Genomic DNA, 20,070 nt, shown 5'->3' with positions numbered 1-20,070 from the left:
TCAGACAGACCTTATGGTCTTCGCTCGGCAGTGTCGGGAGCGACGAAGTGAAGTGATGTTCGCGCTCACATGGAAACTTCTGCCCGATGCGGCAACCCGACGACGAGCTATTCTTTCGACGGTTCGCCTCGCTTGATCAAAATGTGCATAACCGGCATGCTCCGCACATGAACGTTATCGTCCCGTCCCGTTGGTCGCAGGGTACCCTCGCCGCTTGCCTGGCTGCCGCGGCCTTCACGGGCTGCGCCGGCTCCGGGGAGGGGAAGGACGCAAGCGGGAGCGGCGGATCGATCGCAGGATCCACCGGCGGAGGCGGAAGCGGTGGTCAACCGGGCGCCGGGGGCGCGGGCGGTACCGCCGCAACCGGAGGCGTCACGGGGGGCGGCGACGCGAGCAGCAGCAGCAGCGGTGGGCTCGGTGGCGCGGGCGGCGCGACGGGCGGCGGTGGCTCCGCCGGCGACGGCGGCGGGGACACGGGCGGCAGCGTGGACGCCTGCCCGCCGGCGCCCCCCCTGACCGGAGGCATGGAGTATTGCTCGAACCGCCGAGGCGATGCGGGCAATGGTTACGGTTTCGAGCTCTGGGCGGAAGGCGGCGGGTCGGGCTGCATGACCGTGCACAGCGTCGACGCCACGTTCAGCGCGGAATGGAACAACGTCGAGGATTTCTTGGCGCGCGTCGGGCTCGACTACAACCAGACCCAGAAGCACACCCAGATCGGCACCATCTCGGCGGAGTTCGCGCATACCAAGACGGAGGAGGACGGCGGCCTGACGTACATCGGTATCTACGGCTGGACCGTCAACCCGCTGCGCGAGTTCTACATCCTCGACGACTGGGGGAGCGAAAAGCCGGCAGGTTTCTCCTCCGACGGGACGCCGCGGGACGAGGTGGGCACGCTCACCGCCGATGGCGAGACCTACGACGTGTGGAAGAAGACCCGCGTGAACAAGCCGGCCATCACGGGTCCGAGCGCGACGTTCGATCAGTATTTCAGCATCCGGCGGACGGCGCGCACGTGCGGCACCATCTCCGTCTCCGAACACTTCACCAAGTGGGAAGCGCTCGGCCTCCCCCTGGGGAATCTGCACGAGATCAAGCTGCTGGTCGAGGCCCAGAACAACAGCGGCACGGTCAAGTTCACGACGGCGAAGTTCACCGTGAAATGAGCGTTCCGGCGGGCGCGATCACCTTTCCGGGGTTGAGGATGCCGCCCGGGTCGAAAGCATCTTTGATGCGGTGGTGCAGCGCGAGCGACGCCGCGCCGAGCTGGCGTGTGAGGAGGCCGCGCTTGAGCGTGCCGACGCCGTGCTCGCCAGTGATCGTGCCGCCCAGATCGAGCGCCTGCGCCATCACCTCGTTGAAGGTCGCGACCGCGCGCGCCTCGGCAGCGGCGTCGCTTCGATCGAACACGACCAGAGGGTGAAGGTTACCGTCGCCCGCGTGCGCCACCGTCGCGACGGTGGTCTGCCTCGCGGCGACGATCGCCTCGATTCGACGGAACATCTCCGGCAGCTGCGGCAGCGGCACGGCGACGTCGTCGACGAGCACCGTGCCGAGCTGCTCGAGCGCCGTGAGCGCGAGGCGGCGCGCGGTGAGCAACATCTGCCCCTCGCCCTCGTCCTCGGTGGTGGCGATCACCGTCCCGCCGGCGGCCTCGCAGGCCGCCTGCATGCAGGAGAGCTCGGCGGACCCGGGAGCGTCGCTCTGCGCGATGAGCATCGCGGCAGCCTCGGTGTCGAGGTCGAGCGGGCGGAAGCGCTCGACGGCGCGGATCGCCGTGCGGTCCATGATCTCGAGCATCGACGCGTCGACCGACCGGACGATCGCCGCGACCGCCCGCCCCGAAGCCTCCAGCGACCCGAACGTCGCGACCAGCGTGGTCGCCGGCGGGCGCCGCCGCCGCAGGCGCAGCGTGATCTCGGTGATCAGCGCGAGGGTGCCCTCGGAGCCGACCAGGAGCCGCGTCAGATCATAGCCGGCGACGTCCTTGCGGCTGCGGCCGCCGGTGCGGAGCGCCGTCCCGTCCGCGAGCACCGCCTCGAGGCCGAGCACGTAGTCGGACGTGACACCGTATTTCACGCAGCACAGGCCGCCGGCGTTGGTGGCGACATTGCCGCCGATCGTCGAGATGGCGTAGCTCGACGGGTCGGGCGGATACCACAGCTCCCGTTCCTGCGCCGCGGCCTTGAGCTCGCCGTTGAGCACCCCCGGCTGGACGACGGCGAGCATGGCCGCCTCGTCGATCACGAGGATCCGGTTCATGCGCTCGAAGCTCACCACCACGCAGCCGTCGGTGGCGGTCGCCCCGCCCGCCACCCCGGTCCCGGCGCCGCGCGGCACCAGGGCGATGCGGTGCTTGGTCGCCCACCGCGCCAGCGCCTGCACGTCGGCGGTCGAGGACGGCCGCGCCACGGCGAGCGGCCAGCCGCCCGGCGCCCAAAGGGCCTTGTCGTGGCGATACCCCTCGATGACGTCCCGATCCGTGACGAGGCCATCGCGCAGCGTGAGGGCAAGCTCATCGAGCGGGCTCATGTGCCGTAGAACTCCGAGAGGTGCGCCCTGAGGAGCGTCGCGCCCGACTTCGCGTTACCGCGCTCGATCGCGCGCAAGAGCGCCCGGTGCTCCTCGACCACCCGCGGGCGGATCGCCGCGAACGAGCGCGCCCGCAGCGCCTCTTCGAGGTGGAGCCGGATGCTGTCCTTGACCGCGACCATCACGAGGGAGAGCGCCTGGTTGCCAGAAGCCGCGACCAGCGCGGCGTGGAACGCGATATCGACGTCGTAGAAATCGGTGGGCGAGATATGCTCCCGCGCCATCTCCTCGAGCGCGGCGCGCGCCTCATCGAGGTGAGCGGCGACAGGCGCGGCCGCCGAGCGGGTCATTGCGGCGGTCTCGATCGCGACGCGAAGCTCGATGAGGTCCGGGAGCGACACGTTCCGGAGCTGGACCACGTGGGTGAGCGCCTCGCAGAAGCGATCGACCGCCGCGTCAGGGCTCGCGGCCTGCATCGGCGAGGTCCGCCCGCGCGACGCGAGTAGCCCCTGCGCCTGGAGGTGGCGGAGCGCCTCGCGGATCGTCGCGCGGCTGACCCCGAACTGCTGAGCGAGCTCGCGCTCGGGCGGCAGGCGCTCGCCCGACGAGAGCGAGCGATTGAGGATCGCGTCACGGATCTGGTCGGCGACGTCGACGTAGATCGCCGAACGGGACACGGTCCGGAAGCGTGGCACGTTGGTCATATTGTCCTTTGGTCAGACCAACGTACTTTCGGCTATCGGCGCGGTCAAGGCAAAATCTGGCGTTCCCGCCGGCCAGCTTGGGGTTCGCCCCGGAGCGCTCCTCGGGCGAAACTATCCACGTGAGCATCGAGAACATCGAAGATCTGCGCGTGCTTGTGGAGACGGCCCGCCGCGGGACGCTGACGGCGGCGGCGCGGGTCCTGGGCGTCACGCCGGCCGCGGCCAGCGCCATGCTGAAGCGGCTGGAGGCGCAGCTGGGCGAGCGGCTGTTCGAGCGGTCCACGCGCGCGCTGCGCCTGACGCCGGAGGGCCAGATCCTCCTGGACTACGCCTCCCGCGCGCTCGAGCTCCTGGAAGAAGGCGAGGCGCAGCTCGCGTCGCAGCGCCGCTCGCTCGTGGGCACGGTGCGCGTGGCGGCGCCGTCGGATCTCGCGCGCAGCGTGCTCTTGCCCTGGCTGGACGAGTTCGTGGCGGCCCATCCGGGCGTGCGCCTGGCCCTGTCCGTGACCGACCGCGTGCAGGACGTAATGCGCGACGTGGTGGACCTGGCCTTGCGTTATGGCGAGCTCAGCGACTCCCGGCTGGTGGCCCGGGCGCTCTCCACGACGCGCCGCGTGCTCTGCGCTTCCCCCGCGTACCTCGCGCGGCACGAGCCGCCGCGCTCGCCCGAGGATCTGGCCCAGCACAACTGCCTGACCTTCCACGTCAACCACAAGCGGCATGTGGCCTGGCGCTTCGAGAAGGGCGGCGCATGGACCGAGGTGCGCGTCGACGGCGACCGCGACGCCGACGACGCGGCCATCGCCCACCAATGGGCCCTCGCCGGCGCCGGCCTGCTCTACAAATCCGAGCTGGATCTGGTGCACGATCTGCGCGAGGGCCGTCTTGTGCGCCTGCTGCCCGGCTGGCAGGGTGAGCCCTATCCGCTCAACGCCATCCTGCCGAGCCATCGTTTCGTGCCGGCGCGGGTGCGCGCCCTCGTCGACTTCCTCGCGGCGAAGCTCCGCGACCTCTCGCCTCAGAAGCCCGGTGTGCCCGGCGCCAGGGGCTTGAAGCGATAGACCAGGTAGGGCGCCTTGTTCCTGGCCACGCCGTCGGCCTGGAGCGCGCCGGTGAGGGACAGCTGCGCCGCGCCGGTGTACATGGCGCCGTCGCTGTTGTAGGTGACGCCGTCCGGCCAGACCATGCCCGGGTCGCTCACCAGACGCTCGTATTTGCGGGTGCCCGACGGGATGACGCCCACGGCGCGCTCGCCGACCTCGGTGAGGTACAGGTTGTCGTCCCGGTCGATGGTCAGGCCGCCGTTGAAGGGCTTGTCCGCATAGGTCTCCACCTTCGCCCCGAGCTGCGCGGCGGTGAGCGACGTGTCCAGAAGGTCGCTCATCCGGATCCGGTACATCTTGTAAGCGTTGAGCGGGGCGAAGTAGAGCCACTCGCTCTTCGTGTCGAGGGCGATGCCGTCCACGCCCACGTACAGGTCGACGGCGCCGCTCGTCGGTCGACCCACGTCCCAGCGGATGGGCTCTTTCAGGGGCATCACGCTGGGATGGCCTTGCAAGAGGCGCCGGCTGTCGCCGGTGGAGAGGTCCACCACCACGAGCGCCGCCTTGTCGCCGACGCCGCCCGAGCCTTCGCCGATGGCCTCATCGGCGACCACGATCACGTTGTGCTTCAGGTCCACCACGAAGTCGTTGTGCTGCGACTCGGTGAGGGTGGCTTCCGGTGAGATGGGGATGACGCGCTCGAGCTTGTTCTGGTGGGTGTTCCACCCGACGAGCTTGGGCACGAGGCCAGCCGGGCGCCCCGCCGCCTTGTCCGTGGATTTGGCCGAGTCGAGCAGCCAGAGGACGCCGTTCTGGTCCGTGTGCAGGCCGAGCACCCAGTCCAGGCAGGCGTTGAACTCGGATTTCCAGCTGCCGTCGGCGTTCTTGCAGCTTTGCCACTCCGCGCTCGGGTACGGTGTGGTGGACTCCCGGTCTGGGTTGAGCAGCGCGACCTGCACCTCGGGCTTGTAGAGCGGGTGAAAGCCGATGATCACCCGGCCGTCGGGCATCTGGGTGATGCCGCCGACGCCGGTCGCGTCGAGCCGAGCATAGACCTCGAGCGCGGGCTGCGGCGGCCGCGCCGGGATGGCGCTGGCGCCGCAGGCCGCCGCGCCCGCGACCAGGGCCGCGCCCGCGGCCAGGGTCAGGCTCGCGAGCTCGAGCTTGAGATGGGCAAACCGATGCATGCTTGTCTCCTCGTCGTGGTGGTCCTCCATGCTTGAGGAGCGCGCCCTGCCGGACAAGCGACGGCACGCGGAAACAGTTTCAGCGTTTCGTTGAGGATGGCTCGACCCGCGCGCCGCCCCGGCGTCCGGTCGCACCACGAGATTGCGCGCTAGCGCGCGCCCCGCCAAGTCTTGAGCGAGCGCCCCCCCGCGGGCGCGAGCTCCCGGAGCGCCGCCGACAGCGACGAGAACGTGGCCAGCGCGCCGAGGTCGACGTCGACGAGGCTCCTCGCGATGTCGGGCCGCACGCCGACCAGATAGACCCGCGCCCCGAGCATGGCGGCCGCGCGGCTGGTCATGCCGAGGGAATGCGCGACCTGGGCGTCCACGAACGGCACGCCCGTGAGATCGAGCAGCACGCGGAGCGCCTCGTGCCGGCTCACCCCCTCGGCCACCTTCTCGAGCACCTGCTGGGCGCGGCCGCCGTCGATCATCCCGATCAGCGGCACGAGCAGCACGCCGGGCAGCAGCGGGATGAGCGGACAACCCAGCTCGCGCACCGTCTCCGAGAGCGCGCGCTCGCTCGCATAGGCCTTCTGCAGGTCGACGTGCTGCGCCGACAGCGACGCCACGAGCGCGTCGCGCTCCAGCGCCGCGCCGAGCAGCGTCCCCCAGATCGCGACCGTGCCCTCGTCGCCGGTCATCGCGACGATCGTCGGGCCGACGAGCGCCAATATCCCCCAATCGCGCTGGGCAGAGCGGATCGGCAAGAGAAACACCGAATACGTGCCGTCCGCCGCCGAGGGCGGCAGCATCGTCTCCGGCGGGAACGCCTCCAGCCGGCAGCGGCTGCCGTCCGGGGGGACGGGGCCGCCGTCGCGGCTGTACGCGCCGGCGATGACGAGCTCCGCGCGCGCCGCCGGATCGTCCCATAAGGCAAGGCAGCCCCAGACCACCGTGGTCGTCTCGAGCCACGAGAGCGACCGGTATTCCTGCTGAGTGCCGCCGAGCAGGGCGAAGCTCACCTCGTAATTGGTCCTCGCGAGCACCCCGAGCTGGTGGACATACTGCGTCTCGGCCGCGAGCCGGGCCCGCGCGATCGCGAGGCGCGCGAGCTCCAGGAAGTCGTCCACCCGGCGCCTGGCCGCGGCGTCCAGGGGCGCGCGGCGCCGCTCGGGGAGCTGGCCGAGGAGCCGCGCCGTCGCCAGCAGGGCGCCCAGATCGGGCGTGATGTCGACCGCCTCCCGATAAGCGCGCTCGAGCTCGGCAGCCGGCGCCGGCGCGGCGCCGCGGAGCGCCGAGAAATACATGTCGACCACCCGCGTGACCGCCGGCCATACGTCGGTCGGCGGGGTGTCGGGCGGGAGCGGCCGGGGCAGGATCAAGAGCTCGACCAGCTGCCGGGCGACGGCGTCGACGTCGCCGTCCTCGAGCGCCTCGTCCCTCGCGTCGAGGAAGTTCTGGATCACATTGCATCCGCACGAGCTCCGCTGGATCAGCGCGTTCGCCGTGCGCACGCCCTCGGCCGGGAATGCCTCGCCGGCGATCATCGTCAAGATGAGCTCGCACGCGGCGCTCCCCATCATCTCGAACCGCTGGCGCACGGTGCTCAGCGGCGGATCGGCGCTCTGCGCCTCCGCGACGTCGTCGAAGCCGATGATCGCGAAATCCTCGGGGAGGCGGACGCCCGCCGCCTTCAGCGCGGACATCATCCCGAGCGCGTTCTTGTCCGTGCCGAAGACCGCCGCCGTGCACCCGGGCAGCAGCGCGAGGAGCTCGGGCGCGACGGCCCGGCCGCCGCTGTACATGTTGTTATCGCACGGGATGACCAGATCGGGATCGAAGGGAATGCCCGCCTCGGCGAGCGTGTCCTTGTAGGCGTCGCGGCGCTCGCGCACGTCGTACGCGGCGAAATTGCCGACGAACGCGATGCGCCGGTGCCCGTGCTCGATCAGGTGGAGCACCGCGCTCCGGACGCCGCCGTGGTTGTCCGGGAGCACGGCCGGGCAGACGATGTCGGCGGGACGGGCGCCGAGCGTGATGAACGGGACCCCCGCGCGCGCGAGCTCCGAGAGGCCGTCGAACTCGATGATGACGATCCACCCGTCCACCTGCTCCCCCCCGAGCGAGGGCGCCTGGACCTCGGACGGCGTGCCGCGCAGCACCAGCGTGCGATGGCCGCGCTGCTGCGCCGCCTCGTGAATGCCGATCAGGACAGGGCCCCAGAACGCGCCGGAGAGGAAGGGGGCGACGACGCCGATGGTGCGAGGGCTGGCCGCTCCGCGCGGGACGTCGGCCCGGCCCGCTGCGCCGGAGGTTCCCCTGGCCCGCCGCGACGCGGTGCCGGGCAGATCACCCCACTGCTCCGGCAACGGCACTCCACTGCGCTGGCGACCCTGACCCATTTCTGACGGCCTCCTGCTGTCAACCCCTGGTCGCCCTCCCCACGACGGCTGCGGACCCTTCCAGCGTACACGCTGGACCGGGGGCCCGGGCGAGAAGTCTGGCATTCTGCCGCGGAATCCGCGGCGAACCGTCAGACCGCGGACACCGCCGCCCCACGATTGCCGCGCCGTCGGCGGAGCGCCCCGCGGCGCGAGGCGCTCCGCCGGCGGCGCGTCGGGCGAGCCGCGCGCCCGCGCGTCGGGCGAGCCGCGGGTGCTATCGTTGTGCGATGCGGTACCGCGACGAACGGGACGCGCTGCGCGGGCGCGTGGACAGCCTCGAGGAGCAGCTCGCGTCGGCCAGGAAGGAGCTCGAGGATCAGGGGGACGAAGGCCGGGCGGCGCGCGTCGAGCAGCTCGAGCGTCAGATGGACGAGGCCCGCCGCGTGCTCGACCAGCTCGGCCGCGAGCTCGACGATTTGCGGGGCGGGCCGAAGCGCTCGCTGATCGTGCCGGTCCTGGCGACGATCGCGGGCGTCGGGTTCTGCGCCATGGTCGCGGGCTACGCGATGAGGCGGCCGGAGTCTTACGCGATCAACGGCCCGCCGCGGCCGGTCGCGGCCCCGCCGCCGGAGCCCGTCCCCGTGTCTCCGGCGCCCCCGCCCGAGCCCGCGCCGCCGCCGCCGGAGCCGGCCGCGCCCGCCCCGGAGAAGCCGCTCGCGACCCGGACCGCGACGTGGAAGGCGACCGTGGCGCGCGCCACGGGGCTCCCCCTCTCGGCCGGCGCGCCGTGCACCGTCGAGGCGAAGCTCACGAGCTCGGGCGACGACCTCCGCGTGCCCGCGCTCGACGTCGTCTGCGGCGGGAGGGCGATCTATCGATCGAGCGATCCGCTCAATGGCATGTCGATGTTCCGCAGCGGCGTGGAGGAGGACCGGGGCGCGGCGCCCGGAACCTATGTTTATGCGCTCTCCTACGACGACAAGGGAACGCGCGCGGGGGAGCGGGCCGAGGTGTCGCTCGACAGCCTCGGCCGGACCGGCGCGGTCTGGCGCGACTCGGCGCCCGCGTACCGCGTCGAGCTCACGCTGTCTCCCCAGAGCGCGCCCGTGGGCGGGGAGCCGCTCCTCGACGCCACCGGGAAGGCGCTGCGCCGGTCGGCGCGCGTCACCGAGACCACGGGCCCGAGCCCGGTGAAGGCGGGCGCGAAATGCGCGCTGCGCTCCTCGTGGATTCCACGGTCCGACAAGTGCCGCACGCGCATCGAGTGCGGCGGCCGCATGCTCTACGGCGCCGGCACCACCGGCATGTCCGGGTGCGCGGTGGAGGAGGGCCGGGTCGTCCGCGTCCACGACGGGAACACGACCCAGAACGGCGGGGATCCGGCGCTCGATCTCGACGTCGCCGCGGGGCGGGCGACCCTGCGCGACGAGGGGAAGGGCGGCGCGTGGACCGCCGGGATCGAGCTCGATCCGAGCGAATAGGCATTTAGGCGGTTCAAAAGCGGTTCAAAAGGAGAGCCGCGCCGACAGCCCGGCGATCGCGCCCGAGGCCGCGGGCTCGATCCGGAGCTCCACGCCGCCTCGATCCTCGCTGCGATACGTCCGCGGCATGTTGAGGAACACGAGGACCGCGCCTGCCGCCAGGGTCGCGCCGCCGGCGATGAACAGGCCGGTGGCGACGCGGCTCTCCGTGAGCCCCCGGCTGGTCGTGTCCGTCGTCGTCGGAGCGCAGCTCGACGTGCACGTGTCTTCGAACTGCTGCTCCGCCGCTTCCATGTGCTCGTCGGCTTGCCAGCGCAACACCGCGCCCGCCAGCCCGAGGCCCGCGCCGGCCCCGACCACGGCCCACGGCTTCCAGGCGGCCCACCGGCGCACCGTGACGAGGCCGTCGGCGCTCAGCGTGAGCGCGCCCGAGGCGTGCGCCCCGGCGAGCACGACGACGGGCTCGACGAGGGGGAAATACCCCTCCTTCCGCGCGCTGATGACATGCTCTCCCGGCGTCACGAACCGGCGCGCCGACCCCGGGCCGACGAACCACGGCCTCCCGTCGAGCAGCACCGCGGCGCCGAGCTCATCGCAGCGCATCTCGACGACGGCCAGCTCCCGCTCGACGAGCTCCTTCATCAGCGCGCGCGCCTCTTCAAGGTCCTCCGGATCGAGCGACGCCGGCCCCCACCGGAGGGACAGGCGCAGGTTCTCGTAGGCGAGCAGCGGCATCCCCATCATCTTGAGCACCCTGCCCAGATAGAACCGGAGATCCGGGTGCTCCCACAGGGCGAGCGCCTCCTCGTACTTCTTCTTGGCGTCGCCGAGCACCATCCTTCGGTGCAGGTCCCGCCCCTGCATGAAGAGCTCCAGCGCCGCCTGCTTGCGCTCCTCGGGGACGCCCTCATGCCAGGGGGGCAACGCCGCCTCGGCCTGAGCCCACGCGGGCGCGGCCCGGGACGCGAGCACCGCGATCGAGAGCCATGAACAGATCGCGGCGCGCGTGCTCGTCGGCGTCCTCTGCACGGGGGATGGTTCGATGATCCCCCGGAGCGCTTTTTACCTCAAGCGGTCCCGGATCCGCCCGACGGAGCGCTGGATGAGCTGCTCCAGCTCTTCCTTGCTGCGTCGCTCGTCGTCTGCGGCTTGCTTGGCCCTCCGCGCCTCGACGCCGGCCCTGGCCCGCTCGTCATCGGCCTGGGCCTTGGCGCGCCGCGCCTCGACCTCGGATGTCCGCGCCTCGTCGCGCGCCGTCCGCGCCTCGCCGGCCGCGGCGCGCGCCCGCTCGGCCTCGGCTTCGGCCCTGTCCCTGGCCTCCTCGGCCTCTCGCTGCAGCAGCTCCGCCCGCTTCCGCTGCTCTTCCGTGCTCATCCTCGCGTGCTCGGCGGCCTGCCGGGACGCCGTCTCTCGCGCGAGCGCCTCCTCGAGGCTGTCCTCGGTCCGGCGGATGTCCGCGAGCTGCGCGCTGATGACCCGGTTCTGGCGCACCACCGTGACGATGCCCGCGGTGGCCCCGACGACCAGGAGGGCCAGGCTCGCGATGGTCCCGACGATGAGGTTGCGCTTCCTGCGCTGCGCCTGGCCGGCCAGCCCGATCACGGCGTCGAGGTAGCGCTGCTCGCGCTCGGGCAGCCGGCGCTCGGAGCGCTCCCGGAAGCGGCGCGCCTCCTCGGCGAGCTTGCCGCGCCACAGGAGGTCGTCGGCGCCGCCGCTCGACGCCCACTGCCGGGCCGCGGCGCGCAGCTTGTCGAGGAACACGGCGTCTTCCTGGTTCTCGTCGAGCCAGCGCAGCAACGTCGGCCACCGCTCGATGAGCGACTCGTGCACGATCTCCACCCGGCTGCCGGCGTTGTCGCGCCCGGTCTCGATGGCGAGGAGCCGCGCGTCGGCCAGCAGGTGGACGACGCTCTCGAGCTCGCCGGGATCGCCGTCTCCGGGCAGCTCGCGGAGCTCTTCCAGGCTGGCGATGGCCCGCGTGCGCTCGGGCGTGACCAGGCGCTCGAGGATGGCGCGGCAGAGCTTCGCCTGGCGGCCGCCGAGCCCGGCCAGCACCGCGTCGGCGTGGCTCGCCAGCGTGCCGGCCACGCCGCCGATCGCCTCGTAGCTCGCCCGCGTCAGGAGCCGCCGCTCGCGGTCGCGCATGTCCCACAGCCTGGCCGCGGTGAACTGCAGGAGGGGGAGCGCGCCGTGGGTCGTCTCCAGCACATCGAGGATGCCGTCGACCATCGCCGGGTCCTCGATCTCGTACCGCGCCGCCTCGATCGGCTTCAGGAGCGCGTCGCGCAGCCCCTCCCGGCCGATGGGCGAGAGGAACACGAGCCCGCGGGTCACCCCCGCCATGAAGCGCCTATCCTCGGCGACGCGCTCGATGAAGTCCGAGCGGGTGGAGAGGATGACGCGCAGGGGCGAGGAGGCGTCGTCGGCGACGCCCTCGAGGCACGAGAAGAAGGCGGCGCGATCGCGCGCGTCGCACGAGAGCGTGTAGAGCTCCTCGAACTGATCGACGAACAGCACGACGCGGCGCTGGTTCCGGGCGGACCACGCGCGCAGCGCGGCGCCGAGGTAGCCCGGCTCGGCGCGCAGCCGCTCGATCCGCTGGCCGCGCGCGGGATCGCGGGCGAGCGCCGCGGGCGCGTCGTCCTCGGTCTTGGCCTCGGCCTCCTCCCGGAGGGCTGGATGGCCGAGCAGATCGGCGAGCGCCGCCATGGGCTCGCGGCCTGGCCGCAGGACGAGCGACGCCCACCCGGCCCCGGAGCGCTTGAGCGCCGGGATGATCCCCGCCCGCACCAGCGACGATTTCCCCACGCCCGAGGCGCCGACGATGGCGAGGAGCGGCTGGCTCTTCAGGCGCGCGACCATGCCGGCGATGTCGTCCTCGCGGCCGAAGAAGCGATCGGCGTCGACCTCCTGGAAGGCCGACAGGCCGGCGAAAGGGCTCTCGGCGGCGCCGAGGACGATCTCGCGACGCCCGGGCAGGAGCGGCGTGAGCTCGGCGAGGAGCTGCTGGGCCGAGGCGAAGCGCTCGGATCGCTGCCAGCGCAGGCACCGCTCGATGATCGGGCCGAGCGGGCCGAGGTCGCCCCGCGCCCCGCCGAGCGCCCGGACCGGCGCGTCGAGCGCGGCGGGACGCGCGGAGCCGGGCGCCCCCGCCTCCTCGAACGGGTGCGCGCCGGTCACGAGCTCATGCAGCATGATCCCGACGGCCCAGATATCCGTGGCGTGGTCGATCTCCTCGCCGGCCCGCTGCTCGGGGGACATATAGGCGAGCGTGCCCATGACCGCGCCGTCGCGCGTCAGGGGGAGCGCGCCCATCGCATCGGTGGGCGCGTGGGGAGCGCGCTCGTCGCGCGCGGAGGCGGCGTCGGCGTCGAGCTGCTTGGCGATGCCGAAGTCGAGCACCTTGATGGCGCCGGACGCCTCCAGCATGATGTTCTCCGGCTTGAGATCGCGGTGCACGATGCCGAGCTTGTGGGCGCACGCGAGGGCGCGCACCACGGGCACCATCACCTCCACCGCCGCGCTCGTCGATAGCGGGGTGGCGGCAGCGCCTCTCGCCGCGCCAGCCGGGCGCCGCTGCGTCATCCACGCGCGGAGGCTCTGGCCTTCGATGTATTCGAGCACCATGTAGGGGTGCCCGCCGTGCTCGTTGACATCGTGGATGGTCACGATGTTCTCGTGCTTGCAGCGCGCGGTGGCGCGGGCCTCGACGAGGAACCGGTCGAGCCGGTGGCCGGTCAGCGTGGTGACGAGCTTGATCGCCACGAGCCGGCCCAGCCGGACGTCGCGGGCGAGGAAGACCGTGCCCATGCCCCCGCGGCCGAGCTCGCGAATGAGCTCGTAGTGGCCGAGGAACGTCCCGGCGGCGACGGGCGGCGCCTGCGGCGCTCGTCGCGGAGCGCCGCTCGTCCCGGCGGGGCGCTCGTCGGTGGGCGGCTCGTAGGCGGTCGACGCCGTGCGCGGCGGCGCCTCGGTGACCAGGGTCATCGATAGGCCGACTCCCTGTCTCGCCTGCGGACGCCCCCTCCGGCCCGGCGGCGGGGTGACGGCCTCCTCGTCGTCGGAACCGCTGCCGCGGGCGTCCATCACGGGCACGAAGGATATTCCGCTCTCCGGGCTCATGCCAATGTCGCTGCGCGCGCCTCACAGGTCCAGGGCCGTGGGCCGGGAACGTGGCCCTTGCGGAGGCGATGGACCGGCTGCGGCGACGCCCGGGGGCGTTGGGGGATGCTCCAGGGCGTCCATCGCTGAACGAAGCCGGCCGAGGCGAGCCTCCGTCCTCCGCCTTCAAGGACGGAGCGGCGTCCGGACGAGCCGATAGCTGCGCCCCTGCTCGCCGAGGAAAAACACGTCGCTGGTGGAGGTGCCCCATATAGCCACCACATCCAGAGGGTCCAAGTCAACGGGCAGCCAGGATACCCCGTCGAAGTGCAGCACCGTGCCCCCGTCCCCGACGGCGAAGACATCGCTCGGACCGCTTCCCCACACGTCCATGAAATGCGCATAGACCGGCGAAGCGATCGAGGTCCAGGCGCTGCCGTCATAGTGCAGCATCGTGCCCCCGTCCCCGACGGCGAATACGTCGCTTGGACCACTGCCCCACACGCCTCTGAGCGAAACAGTGACCGGCGAAGGCATCCAGGTCCAGGCGCTGCCGTCATAGTGCAGCACGACGCCCGCATCTCCGACGGCGAATACGTCGCTTGGACCGCTGCCCCATACGTCGTGAAGAGGCACAGCGACCGGCCAATGCATCGAGGTCCAGGTCCATGCGCTGCCGTCATAGTGCAGCAAGGCGCTCGAATCTCCAACGGCGAAGACGTCGCCCGGACCGCTTCCCCATACCTCGTGAAGAGGTACATCGACCGGCGAAGCCATCGAGGTCCAGGCGCTGCCGTCATAGTGCAGCACCGTGCCCCCGTCCCCGACGGCGAAGACGTCGCTCGGACCGCTGCCCCACACGCCGCTGAGCGAAACATCGACCGGCGGAGCCATCGAGGTCCAGACGCTGCCGTCATAGTGCAGCACCATGCCCAAGTTCCCGACGGCGAAGACGTCGCTCGAACCGCTGCCCCACATATCGTACAAACCGTACAGTGCAGGGGCCGAGAAAGGCAGCTCTAGCTCTATCCGCGCCATGCCGTCAAAATGCAGCACGACGCCGTCCCCGCCGACGGCGAAGACATCATTGGCGCCGCCACTCCACACACCCCGAAGAGGGCTATCTATCGGCGATACCATCCGCGTCCAGGAGCTGCCGTCATAGTGCAGCACGACACCGGGGTGTCCGACGGCGAAGACATTGGCCCCGCCACCCCACACGTCAGCAAGAGGCGCATCGACCGGCAAATCCATCTGTACCCAGGAGCTACCGTCATAGTGCAGCGCGATGGCCGGATCCCCGACGACGAATACGTCGCTCGGACCGCTGCCCCACACACCGGAGAGATTCACGTTGTCCGGCAAAGTGACCGGCAGAGCCATCTGCGTCCAGGAGTTGCCGTCATAGTGCAGCAACATCCCCGCATTCCCAACCGCGAAGACGTCGCTCGGACCGCTGCCCCACACGCCTAGGAGAGCCGCGTAGTCCGGCAAAGCAACCGGCAAATCCATCGATGTCCAGGAGCTGCCGTCATAATGCAGCACAGCGCCGGCGGCCTCGAGACCGGAGAATCCGACGGCGAAGACGTCGCTCGGACCGCTGCCCCACACGCCGTAAAGCTCCCCAGGCCAAGTGACCGGCAAATTCATCGGTGTCCAGGAGCTTCCGTCATAATGCAGCCCAGCGACGAACCTCCCGGAATCGGAGGATCCGACGGCAAAAATGTCCCTCGAACCGCTGCCCCACACATCGAACAGGTGCATCCCGGGCGACAACAAGTTTTGTGTCCAAGAGGTGCCGTCGTAGTGCAGCAGGGAGTGCCACCCGACGGCGTAGATATCTTTGGGCCCGCTGCCCCACACGCTTGTAAGGGGCAACTCGGACGGCGTATGCATGAAGCGCCACCCGAACTCGCCGCAGCCCTCGACGTCCAGCGAGTCGCAAGCACGCGCACAGCCGGGGCGACCGAAGTCAAAACGCAGATCCACGCAGGAGACGGTCGCTGGAGCAGCGGGATCACACATCTCCTCTTCTGCTTTCTCGCCGTCACCGCAATGAAGCCGGCAGTCCGGGCGGCACAGCCCACCAGCGGGCGCGTTCTGGCGGTCGCGGCATAACGGGTCCCGGGGCGCGACCGCATCGGCGCCACAGTCGCACTCCTCGCCGGGATCGGGGATCGCGTTGCCGCAGACCTCCCGCCGGCAGGTCGCGCCGCACCCGTCGCCCGGCTCGACGTCGCCCTCGTCGCACTCTTCACCGGGGTCGAGGATTGCATTGCCGCAGACTTCCCGCCGGCAGCTCGCGCCGCATCCGTCGCCCGGCTCGACATCGCCCTCGTCGCACTCCTCGCCGCTCTCCAGGATCCCGTTGCCGCAGACTTCCCGCCGGCAGCTCGCGCTGCACCCGTCGCCCGGCTCGACATCGCCCTCGTCGCACTCTTCACCGGGATCGAGGATCGCGTTGCCGCAGACCTCCCAACGACAGCTCGCGCCGCATCCGTCACCCGGCTCGACATCGCCCTCGTCGCACTCCTCGCCGAGCTCTTGGATCCCGTTGCCGCAGGCGTCGCGCGGCGTGTCGGGCGAGACGCACCGCGGCGCTCCGACAATCGGGGTGCGGCACGTGTAGTCCGCAAGGCAGTAGCCGTCTCCACAGGGCGTGGACATGTCGCTCGCACACGCGACCGCGAGCGCTGCGAGGAGGATGCTCCACATCCACAACAGATGTCGTTTCATGGCTCAGAACGCCTCCGGTGATGTGCCTCTACGAGCCGGCCTCCATGCTCTACGCCGACGAAGGCCGGATACCCGACGCGCCCCTGGCACGCGAGGGAACGTCGCGCTGGATCATTCGCCGCGCCCGGCGGCCAACACTCGAGCTGCGCTCGCAAGAAAAGCTCCTTCGAGGACCGGCGAGCCTCCGCTGGCCCGGCGCCGCGCGGACGACATACCCCTCCATGGACCTGCCCAGGTCCAAAGCAATCCATGTGCCATAGATGCCGGCATAGAAACGAGCCCCGAGCGCCGCGTTCCGCGCGCTGGCACGTCGGATGGCTCGCGCGCGGGCACGGGCACACGGGCCGGGCACATGGGCGGGCACACGGGCCGGCCACCGGGCATCCTGCGCGCGCGCCGCATTGCAGCAACGGCGCGGAGGCTCGTCGATCGCGGCCGGTGCCCTCTGCACCGGACGAGAGACCCGCGTTACACTCCGCGGGGACGTGGTGCTCCCCGCACGGAACACGACCCTGGACGACGCGCCCGGCCTCCCCTCCGAGCAACTCGGTCCCAAGGAGCCGAAACCCGGGCTGTTGCTCATCTTCTCGGTGGACAGCCCGCGCTGCGACGTGCTCCCGCTGGAGGACGGCGAAATCGAGCTCGGGCGGTGCGAGGTCGCGGGTGTGCACCTGAACGACCAGCGGATGTCGCGAAGGCACGCGCGCGTGCGCTGGACCGGCGGCGCGTGGCGGGTCGAGGATCTCGACAGCCGGAACGGCACCTGGCTCGACGGCGTCCCACTGATGGGCGCGCGCGCCGGCGCCGACTTCCGGATCGTGCGCACGGGCTGGTCGGTGTTCCTGCTCCTGGCCGACGTCGAGCCGTTCCGCGCGGGGGTCTCGCGCACCGGCGGCACGATCCTCGGGGCGACCCTCGCCCGCACGTGGGACGCGATCGACCGGGCGGCGCGCCTCGGGGCGACGCTGCACGTCGCCGGCGAGAGCGGAACGGGCAAGGAGCACGCGGCGCGGGCGTTCCACGCCCTCGGCCCGCGGCGCGACGGGCCGTTCGTCCCCGTGAACTGCGCGGCCATCCCCGCGGGGCTGGCCGAGCGGCTGCTCTTCGGCGCCCGCAAGGGGGCGTACTCGGGCGCCGCGGCGGACGCCGAAGGGTACGTGCAGGCCGCGCGCGGCGGGGTGCTCTTCCTCGACGAGGTGGCCGAGCTCGACCTCGGCGTGCAGGCGAAGCTCCTGAGGACGCTGGAGGCGAAGGAGGTGCTCCCGCTCGGGGCGTCACGGCCCGTGCAGGTGGATTTCGCGCTGGTCTCGGCGACCCACAAGGACCTGCGGGCGCAGGTGGCCGCCGGGAAGCTGCGCGACGATCTCTTCTTCCGCATCGCGCGGCCTTCGGTCCGCATGCCGCGGCTCCGGGAGCGACCGGAGGACGTCCCGTGGCTCGTCGATGCGGCCCTGCGACATGCGGCGGCCGGCGCGCGCGCCGAGGCGAGCGCGCCCCCTCGGGCGCATGCGTCGCTGATCGAGGCGTGCCTCCTGCGGGCGTGGCCAGGGAACATTCGAGAGCTCACCGCGGAGATCCGGGCAGCGGCGCAGGAGGCGCACCTCGCGGGCAGCTCGGTGGTGCACGACCATCACCTCTCCCCGTCGGCGGGGCAGCTGGCCTTCCCCGGGACGCCGGCGGTCGTGTCCGGCAGCGCCACCGGCACGGCGGCGAAGGACGCCGCGCGGGCGCCGCGGCCGGCGGCGGAGGAGCGGCCCTCGCGACGGGCCGCGTCGTGGCCCGCCGAGGAGGAGATCGAGGCGGCGCTGCGCCGTGAGCAGGGCAATGTGACGCGCGCGGCCCGGGCGCTCGGCATGCACAGGAACCAGCTCCGCCGCTGGCTCGCGCGACGCGCGGCGGGCGGGGACGAGGAAGCCGAGGGGTGAGCTCACCTCGGGGCGGCGGAGAGAGCGCGCCCGGCGCCGGCGCGGCGCGTTCGCTGCGGTGACGTCTACCGGAGATCGCGCTCCGATATCCCCCGGCAGCACATTCAAGAAGCTCGCGTATTCCCACCAGGCGGCCGGCTCGCCCATCGTCGCGCAGGCGGAAGACCGCGACAACGGGCATCTTCGCGTGCCTAATAGGGCTTGGGGATATGGTCGGCCATCGCCGCCGACGTGATCCGCGCAGCGCGGACCGCCGCGAGCCAGTGCGCCTGGGCCGGGTCGCCGTCCCACGGCGGCGCCTCCCGCCAGCGCGCGTCCCAGAACTCGCGCGCGGCCGCCTCGGCCGTCGCGAGCTCGCTCTCGCCCTCGGGCGCGTCCTCGACGCGATCTGCAACGAACCGCCACGGTTCCGAGTCGCGGTGGCGCCGCTTCGACCAAGGGGGCGCAGGCTCCCCGTCGAGGATTCCGTCGCTGCTCCGGAGATAGGCCTCGTAGGCGCTCTGCGCCACCGCGTCGCGCCGGTGGACGGTGACCCAGTGCGCGCACGTCTCGCGGTACGCCTCGGCCCACGCGCGATCCTCCTCAGGCACATCACTGCGCCAGGCGCTCGCGTGGAGCTCGCGCAGTGCTCGCTGGCTCGCCTCCACGTCCTCGCGACTCGCGCCGCTCGCGCGCCATGCGGCCACGAGGGCTCGCTCGCGAGCTGCGCTCGGTCCCGGCAAGTTCGCCTCCGCCTGCTGGCGGTACCAGTGATAGGGAGGATCCACCATCCGGGGGATGTTCCTCTTCGTGGAGAAGGGTCTCTCGCTTCGTCCCAGCCGGAAGCCCCGCTGGAAGGCGCGGAGCGCCTCGGGGCCGTGGCCCTGGGCCACATCCTCGGCCGTCAGCAGCTTCCAGAGATAGGTCCTGTCCAGGCGCGCGAGCGCCTCGGCCTCTGTGGTGGGCTTTCGCTCGAGAGCCCCATAGCCGGCAACGAACGCGCGCTTCACGGCGGCGATCAGCATCGGCCACGGCGGGGCGGCTCTGCCGTCGACCCAGTGGTTGAACTCTCTCCGGTGCGCCTCGGCCCACGCGCGCTCCTCCTCTGACAGATCGTCTCGCCATGCCGTGCCACACACCTCGCCCAGGTTCTGGAGGTAAGACTTCCATTTTCGTGGATCCTTGGTCATGAACATGACCGCCCCATTGCCCGCCTCGCGCGCGACGAGATAACGTTTCACGGTTGATCCCCGCCAGGAGGGTCTGTCGGCTCTCCGCCCGTGGGGAACGAGTCGGACGGTCTGGGAGGGCATCCCCAGCCCTCCCCTGCGCCGAGCGGGCAGAGGAGCGGCGCGAACCGAGGAATGGCCCACCCTGGAGGCGGCCCCGGAAGGCTGATCATGGCTTGGATGATATCATCCGACTCGATCGCATCTATATCGACCATCTTCGGATCCACCTTCTCGGGCTCATATCGAGAATCCCACACGTACTTGCACTCGATTTCGGTATACGCGGGCAGCAACTTCTCGATCTCATTCTTCGCGTCAGGGACGACCCACGACGCAAATTCTTCAGCGCAAAAGAGATAGTTCGGAAGATTGGGCTTCCCCCTGAGACAGGAGAGCATATCTACCACGGTGATGTACTTATTCGGACGATCGTACCATCCGCTCCATAGCCACCCTCGTTGTCGCGGCACACTACCTTGCCCACCTGGTCGTTCTCGTCCCTTGTCTCCAACCATTCCTTCGCCAGCTCGTGCATGGTCCAGCGCTTCATCTCCATCAGCTCGTCGTGCGGCATCGCCGCAATCTGACGCCTCAGCTCCGCGCGATCTTCTGGGTCCAGGATCGAACAGCCAGCGACGAGCGGAACGAGCACGGCGACATGCAGACGTCTCATACGCCTCCCTCCTGAGCGTGACGGAGGCTATACCGCGCCGCATCGCCGGACAAGACGTCCCTCGGGCCACGGAGCACAAGCGAAAGGCATCCTGTGAGCATGGCGCCC

General features: G+C 71.2%; 14 protein-coding genes. 4 read left to right on the top strand and 10 right to left on the bottom strand.

Annotated elements, in window-relative coordinates; translation table 11 throughout:
* The first annotated feature begins 86 nt into the window (after positions 1-86).
* Complete coding sequence (locus WME98_RS21830) at positions 87-1,169, top strand: glycoside hydrolase family 11 protein (RefSeq protein ID WP_437953034.1); 1,083 nt, start codon at positions 87-89, stop codon at positions 1,167-1,169.
* On the opposite strand, the gene WME98_RS21825 is transcribed toward WME98_RS21830, so the two are convergent.
* Both WME98_RS21825 and WME98_RS21820 read right to left on the bottom strand, forming a co-directional pair.
* Positions 1,156-2,535, bottom strand: coding sequence for an FAD-binding oxidoreductase (locus WME98_RS21825; RefSeq protein WP_437953033.1), 1,380 nt, complete (start codon positions 2,533-2,535; stop codon positions 1,156-1,158). The two genes, WME98_RS21830 and WME98_RS21825, sit on opposite strands and share 14 nt — an antisense overlap.
* The gene (locus WME98_RS21820) at positions 2,532-3,239 is read right to left on the bottom strand and encodes a FadR/GntR family transcriptional regulator (protein WP_437334924.1); all 708 of its coding nucleotides are present in this window, start codon (positions 3,237-3,239) and stop codon (positions 2,532-2,534) included. Before WME98_RS21820 ends, WME98_RS21825 begins: the two co-directional genes overlap by 4 nt.
* Before the next feature lie 119 nt (positions 3,240-3,358).
* On the opposite strand from WME98_RS21820, the gene WME98_RS21815 reads away from it, so the two are divergent.
* Positions 3,359-4,300, top strand: coding sequence for a LysR family transcriptional regulator (locus tag WME98_RS21815; RefSeq protein ID WP_437953032.1), 942 nt, complete (start codon positions 3,359-3,361; stop codon positions 4,298-4,300).
* Here the strand turns inward: WME98_RS21815 and WME98_RS21810 are convergent.
* Positions 4,258-5,469, bottom strand: coding sequence for an L-dopachrome tautomerase-related protein (locus WME98_RS21810; protein WP_437953031.1), 1,212 nt, complete (start codon positions 5,467-5,469; stop codon positions 4,258-4,260). The two genes, WME98_RS21815 and WME98_RS21810, sit on opposite strands and share 43 nt — an antisense overlap.
* A gap of 149 nt (positions 5,470-5,618) precedes the next feature.
* Positions 5,619-7,853, bottom strand: coding sequence for a substrate-binding domain-containing protein (locus WME98_RS21805; protein ID WP_437953030.1), 2,235 nt, complete (start codon positions 7,851-7,853; stop codon positions 5,619-5,621).
* Between the two features lie 269 nt (positions 7,854-8,122).
* On the opposite strand from WME98_RS21805, the gene WME98_RS21800 reads away from it, so the two are divergent.
* Positions 8,123-9,316 carry a hypothetical protein gene (locus WME98_RS21800; RefSeq protein WP_437953029.1) on the top strand — a complete coding sequence of 398 codons (1,194 nt, stop codon included), beginning with the start codon at positions 8,123-8,125 and terminating at the stop codon, positions 9,314-9,316.
* Positions 9,317-9,340: 24 nt separating this feature from the next.
* Here the strand turns inward: WME98_RS21800 and WME98_RS21795 are convergent, their stop codons facing one another.
* From WME98_RS21795 to WME98_RS21785, 3 genes are all read right to left on the bottom strand, one after another.
* Positions 9,341-10,345 (bottom strand): hypothetical protein, encoded by a 1,005-nt coding sequence (locus tag WME98_RS21795; protein ID WP_437953028.1) that lies wholly within the window; start codon positions 10,343-10,345, stop codon positions 9,341-9,343.
* Positions 10,346-10,378: 33 nt separating this feature from the next.
* Positions 10,379-13,303, bottom strand: a complete 2,925-nt coding sequence (locus WME98_RS21790) for an nSTAND1 domain-containing NTPase (RefSeq protein WP_437953027.1) — start codon at positions 13,301-13,303, stop codon at positions 10,379-10,381.
* Between the two features lie 300 nt (positions 13,304-13,603).
* A complete protein-coding gene (locus WME98_RS21785; protein WP_437953026.1) occupies positions 13,604-16,153 on the bottom strand; it encodes a glucosyltransferase-I in 2,550 nt (849 codons plus the stop codon).
* Between the two features lie 485 nt (positions 16,154-16,638).
* Here WME98_RS21785 and WME98_RS21780 point away from each other — a divergent pair, with 485 nt between their 5' ends.
* The gene (locus tag WME98_RS21780) at positions 16,639-18,078 is read left to right on the top strand and encodes a sigma 54-interacting transcriptional regulator (RefSeq protein ID WP_437953025.1); all 1,440 of its coding nucleotides are present in this window, start codon (positions 16,639-16,641) and stop codon (positions 18,076-18,078) included.
* Positions 18,079-18,269: 191 nt separating this feature from the next.
* Here the strand turns inward: WME98_RS21780 and WME98_RS21775 are convergent, their stop codons facing one another.
* Genes WME98_RS21775 through WME98_RS21765 form a run of 3 tightly spaced genes read right to left on the bottom strand, consistent with a single transcriptional unit; the run spans position 18,270 to position 19,962 of the window.
* Positions 18,270-19,298: a hypothetical protein gene (locus WME98_RS21775; protein WP_437953024.1), complete on the bottom strand. Its 1,029-nt coding sequence runs from the start codon at positions 19,296-19,298 to the stop codon at positions 18,270-18,272.
* The gene (locus WME98_RS21770; RefSeq protein ID WP_437953023.1) at positions 19,295-19,696 is read right to left on the bottom strand and encodes a hypothetical protein; all 402 of its coding nucleotides are present in this window, start codon (positions 19,694-19,696) and stop codon (positions 19,295-19,297) included. Before WME98_RS21770 ends, WME98_RS21775 begins: the two co-directional genes overlap by 4 nt.
* Positions 19,690-19,962, bottom strand: coding sequence for a hypothetical protein (locus tag WME98_RS21765; RefSeq protein ID WP_437953022.1), 273 nt, complete (start codon positions 19,960-19,962; stop codon positions 19,690-19,692). Before WME98_RS21765 ends, WME98_RS21770 begins: the two co-directional genes overlap by 7 nt.
* Between the last annotated feature and the right edge of the window lie 108 nt (positions 19,963-20,070).

The sequence above is a fragment of the Sorangium sp. So ce296 genome, from assembly GCF_051529605.1.
Lineage (GTDB): Bacteria > Myxococcota_A > Polyangia > Polyangiales > Polyangiaceae > Sorangium > Sorangium cellulosum_D.
This window is presented reverse-complemented; position numbering and strand designations above follow the sequence as displayed.

What these genes read in the sequence shown, in the direction of transcription:
- WME98_RS21800 (WP_437953029.1), top strand. Translation starts at nt 8,123, where the DNA reads ATGCGGTACCGCGACGAACGGGACGCGCTGCGCGGGCGCGTGGACAGC.
- WME98_RS21825 (WP_437953033.1), bottom strand. Translation starts at nt 2,535, where the DNA reads ATGAGCCCGCTCGATGAGCTTGCCCTCACGCTGCGCGATGGCCTCGTC.
- WME98_RS21785 (WP_437953026.1), bottom strand. Translation starts at nt 16,153, where the DNA reads ATGAAACGACATCTGTTGTGGATGTGGAGCATCCTCCTCGCAGCGCTC.
- WME98_RS21765 (WP_437953022.1), bottom strand. Translation starts at nt 19,962, where the DNA reads ATGAGACGTCTGCATGTCGCCGTGCTCGTTCCGCTCGTCGCTGGCTGT.
- WME98_RS21820 (WP_437334924.1), bottom strand. Translation starts at nt 3,239, where the DNA reads ATGACCAACGTGCCACGCTTCCGGACCGTGTCCCGTTCGGCGATCTAC.
- WME98_RS21805 (WP_437953030.1), bottom strand. Translation starts at nt 7,853, where the DNA reads ATGGGTCAGGGTCGCCAGCGCAGTGGAGTGCCGTTGCCGGAGCAGTGG.
- WME98_RS21810 (WP_437953031.1), bottom strand. Translation starts at nt 5,469, where the DNA reads ATGCATCGGTTTGCCCATCTCAAGCTCGAGCTCGCGAGCCTGACCCTG.
- WME98_RS21790 (WP_437953027.1), bottom strand. Translation starts at nt 13,303, where the DNA reads ATGACCCTGGTCACCGAGGCGCCGCCGCGCACGGCGTCGACCGCCTAC.
- WME98_RS21830 (WP_437953034.1), top strand. Translation starts at nt 87, where the DNA reads ATGCGGCAACCCGACGACGAGCTATTCTTTCGACGGTTCGCCTCGCTT.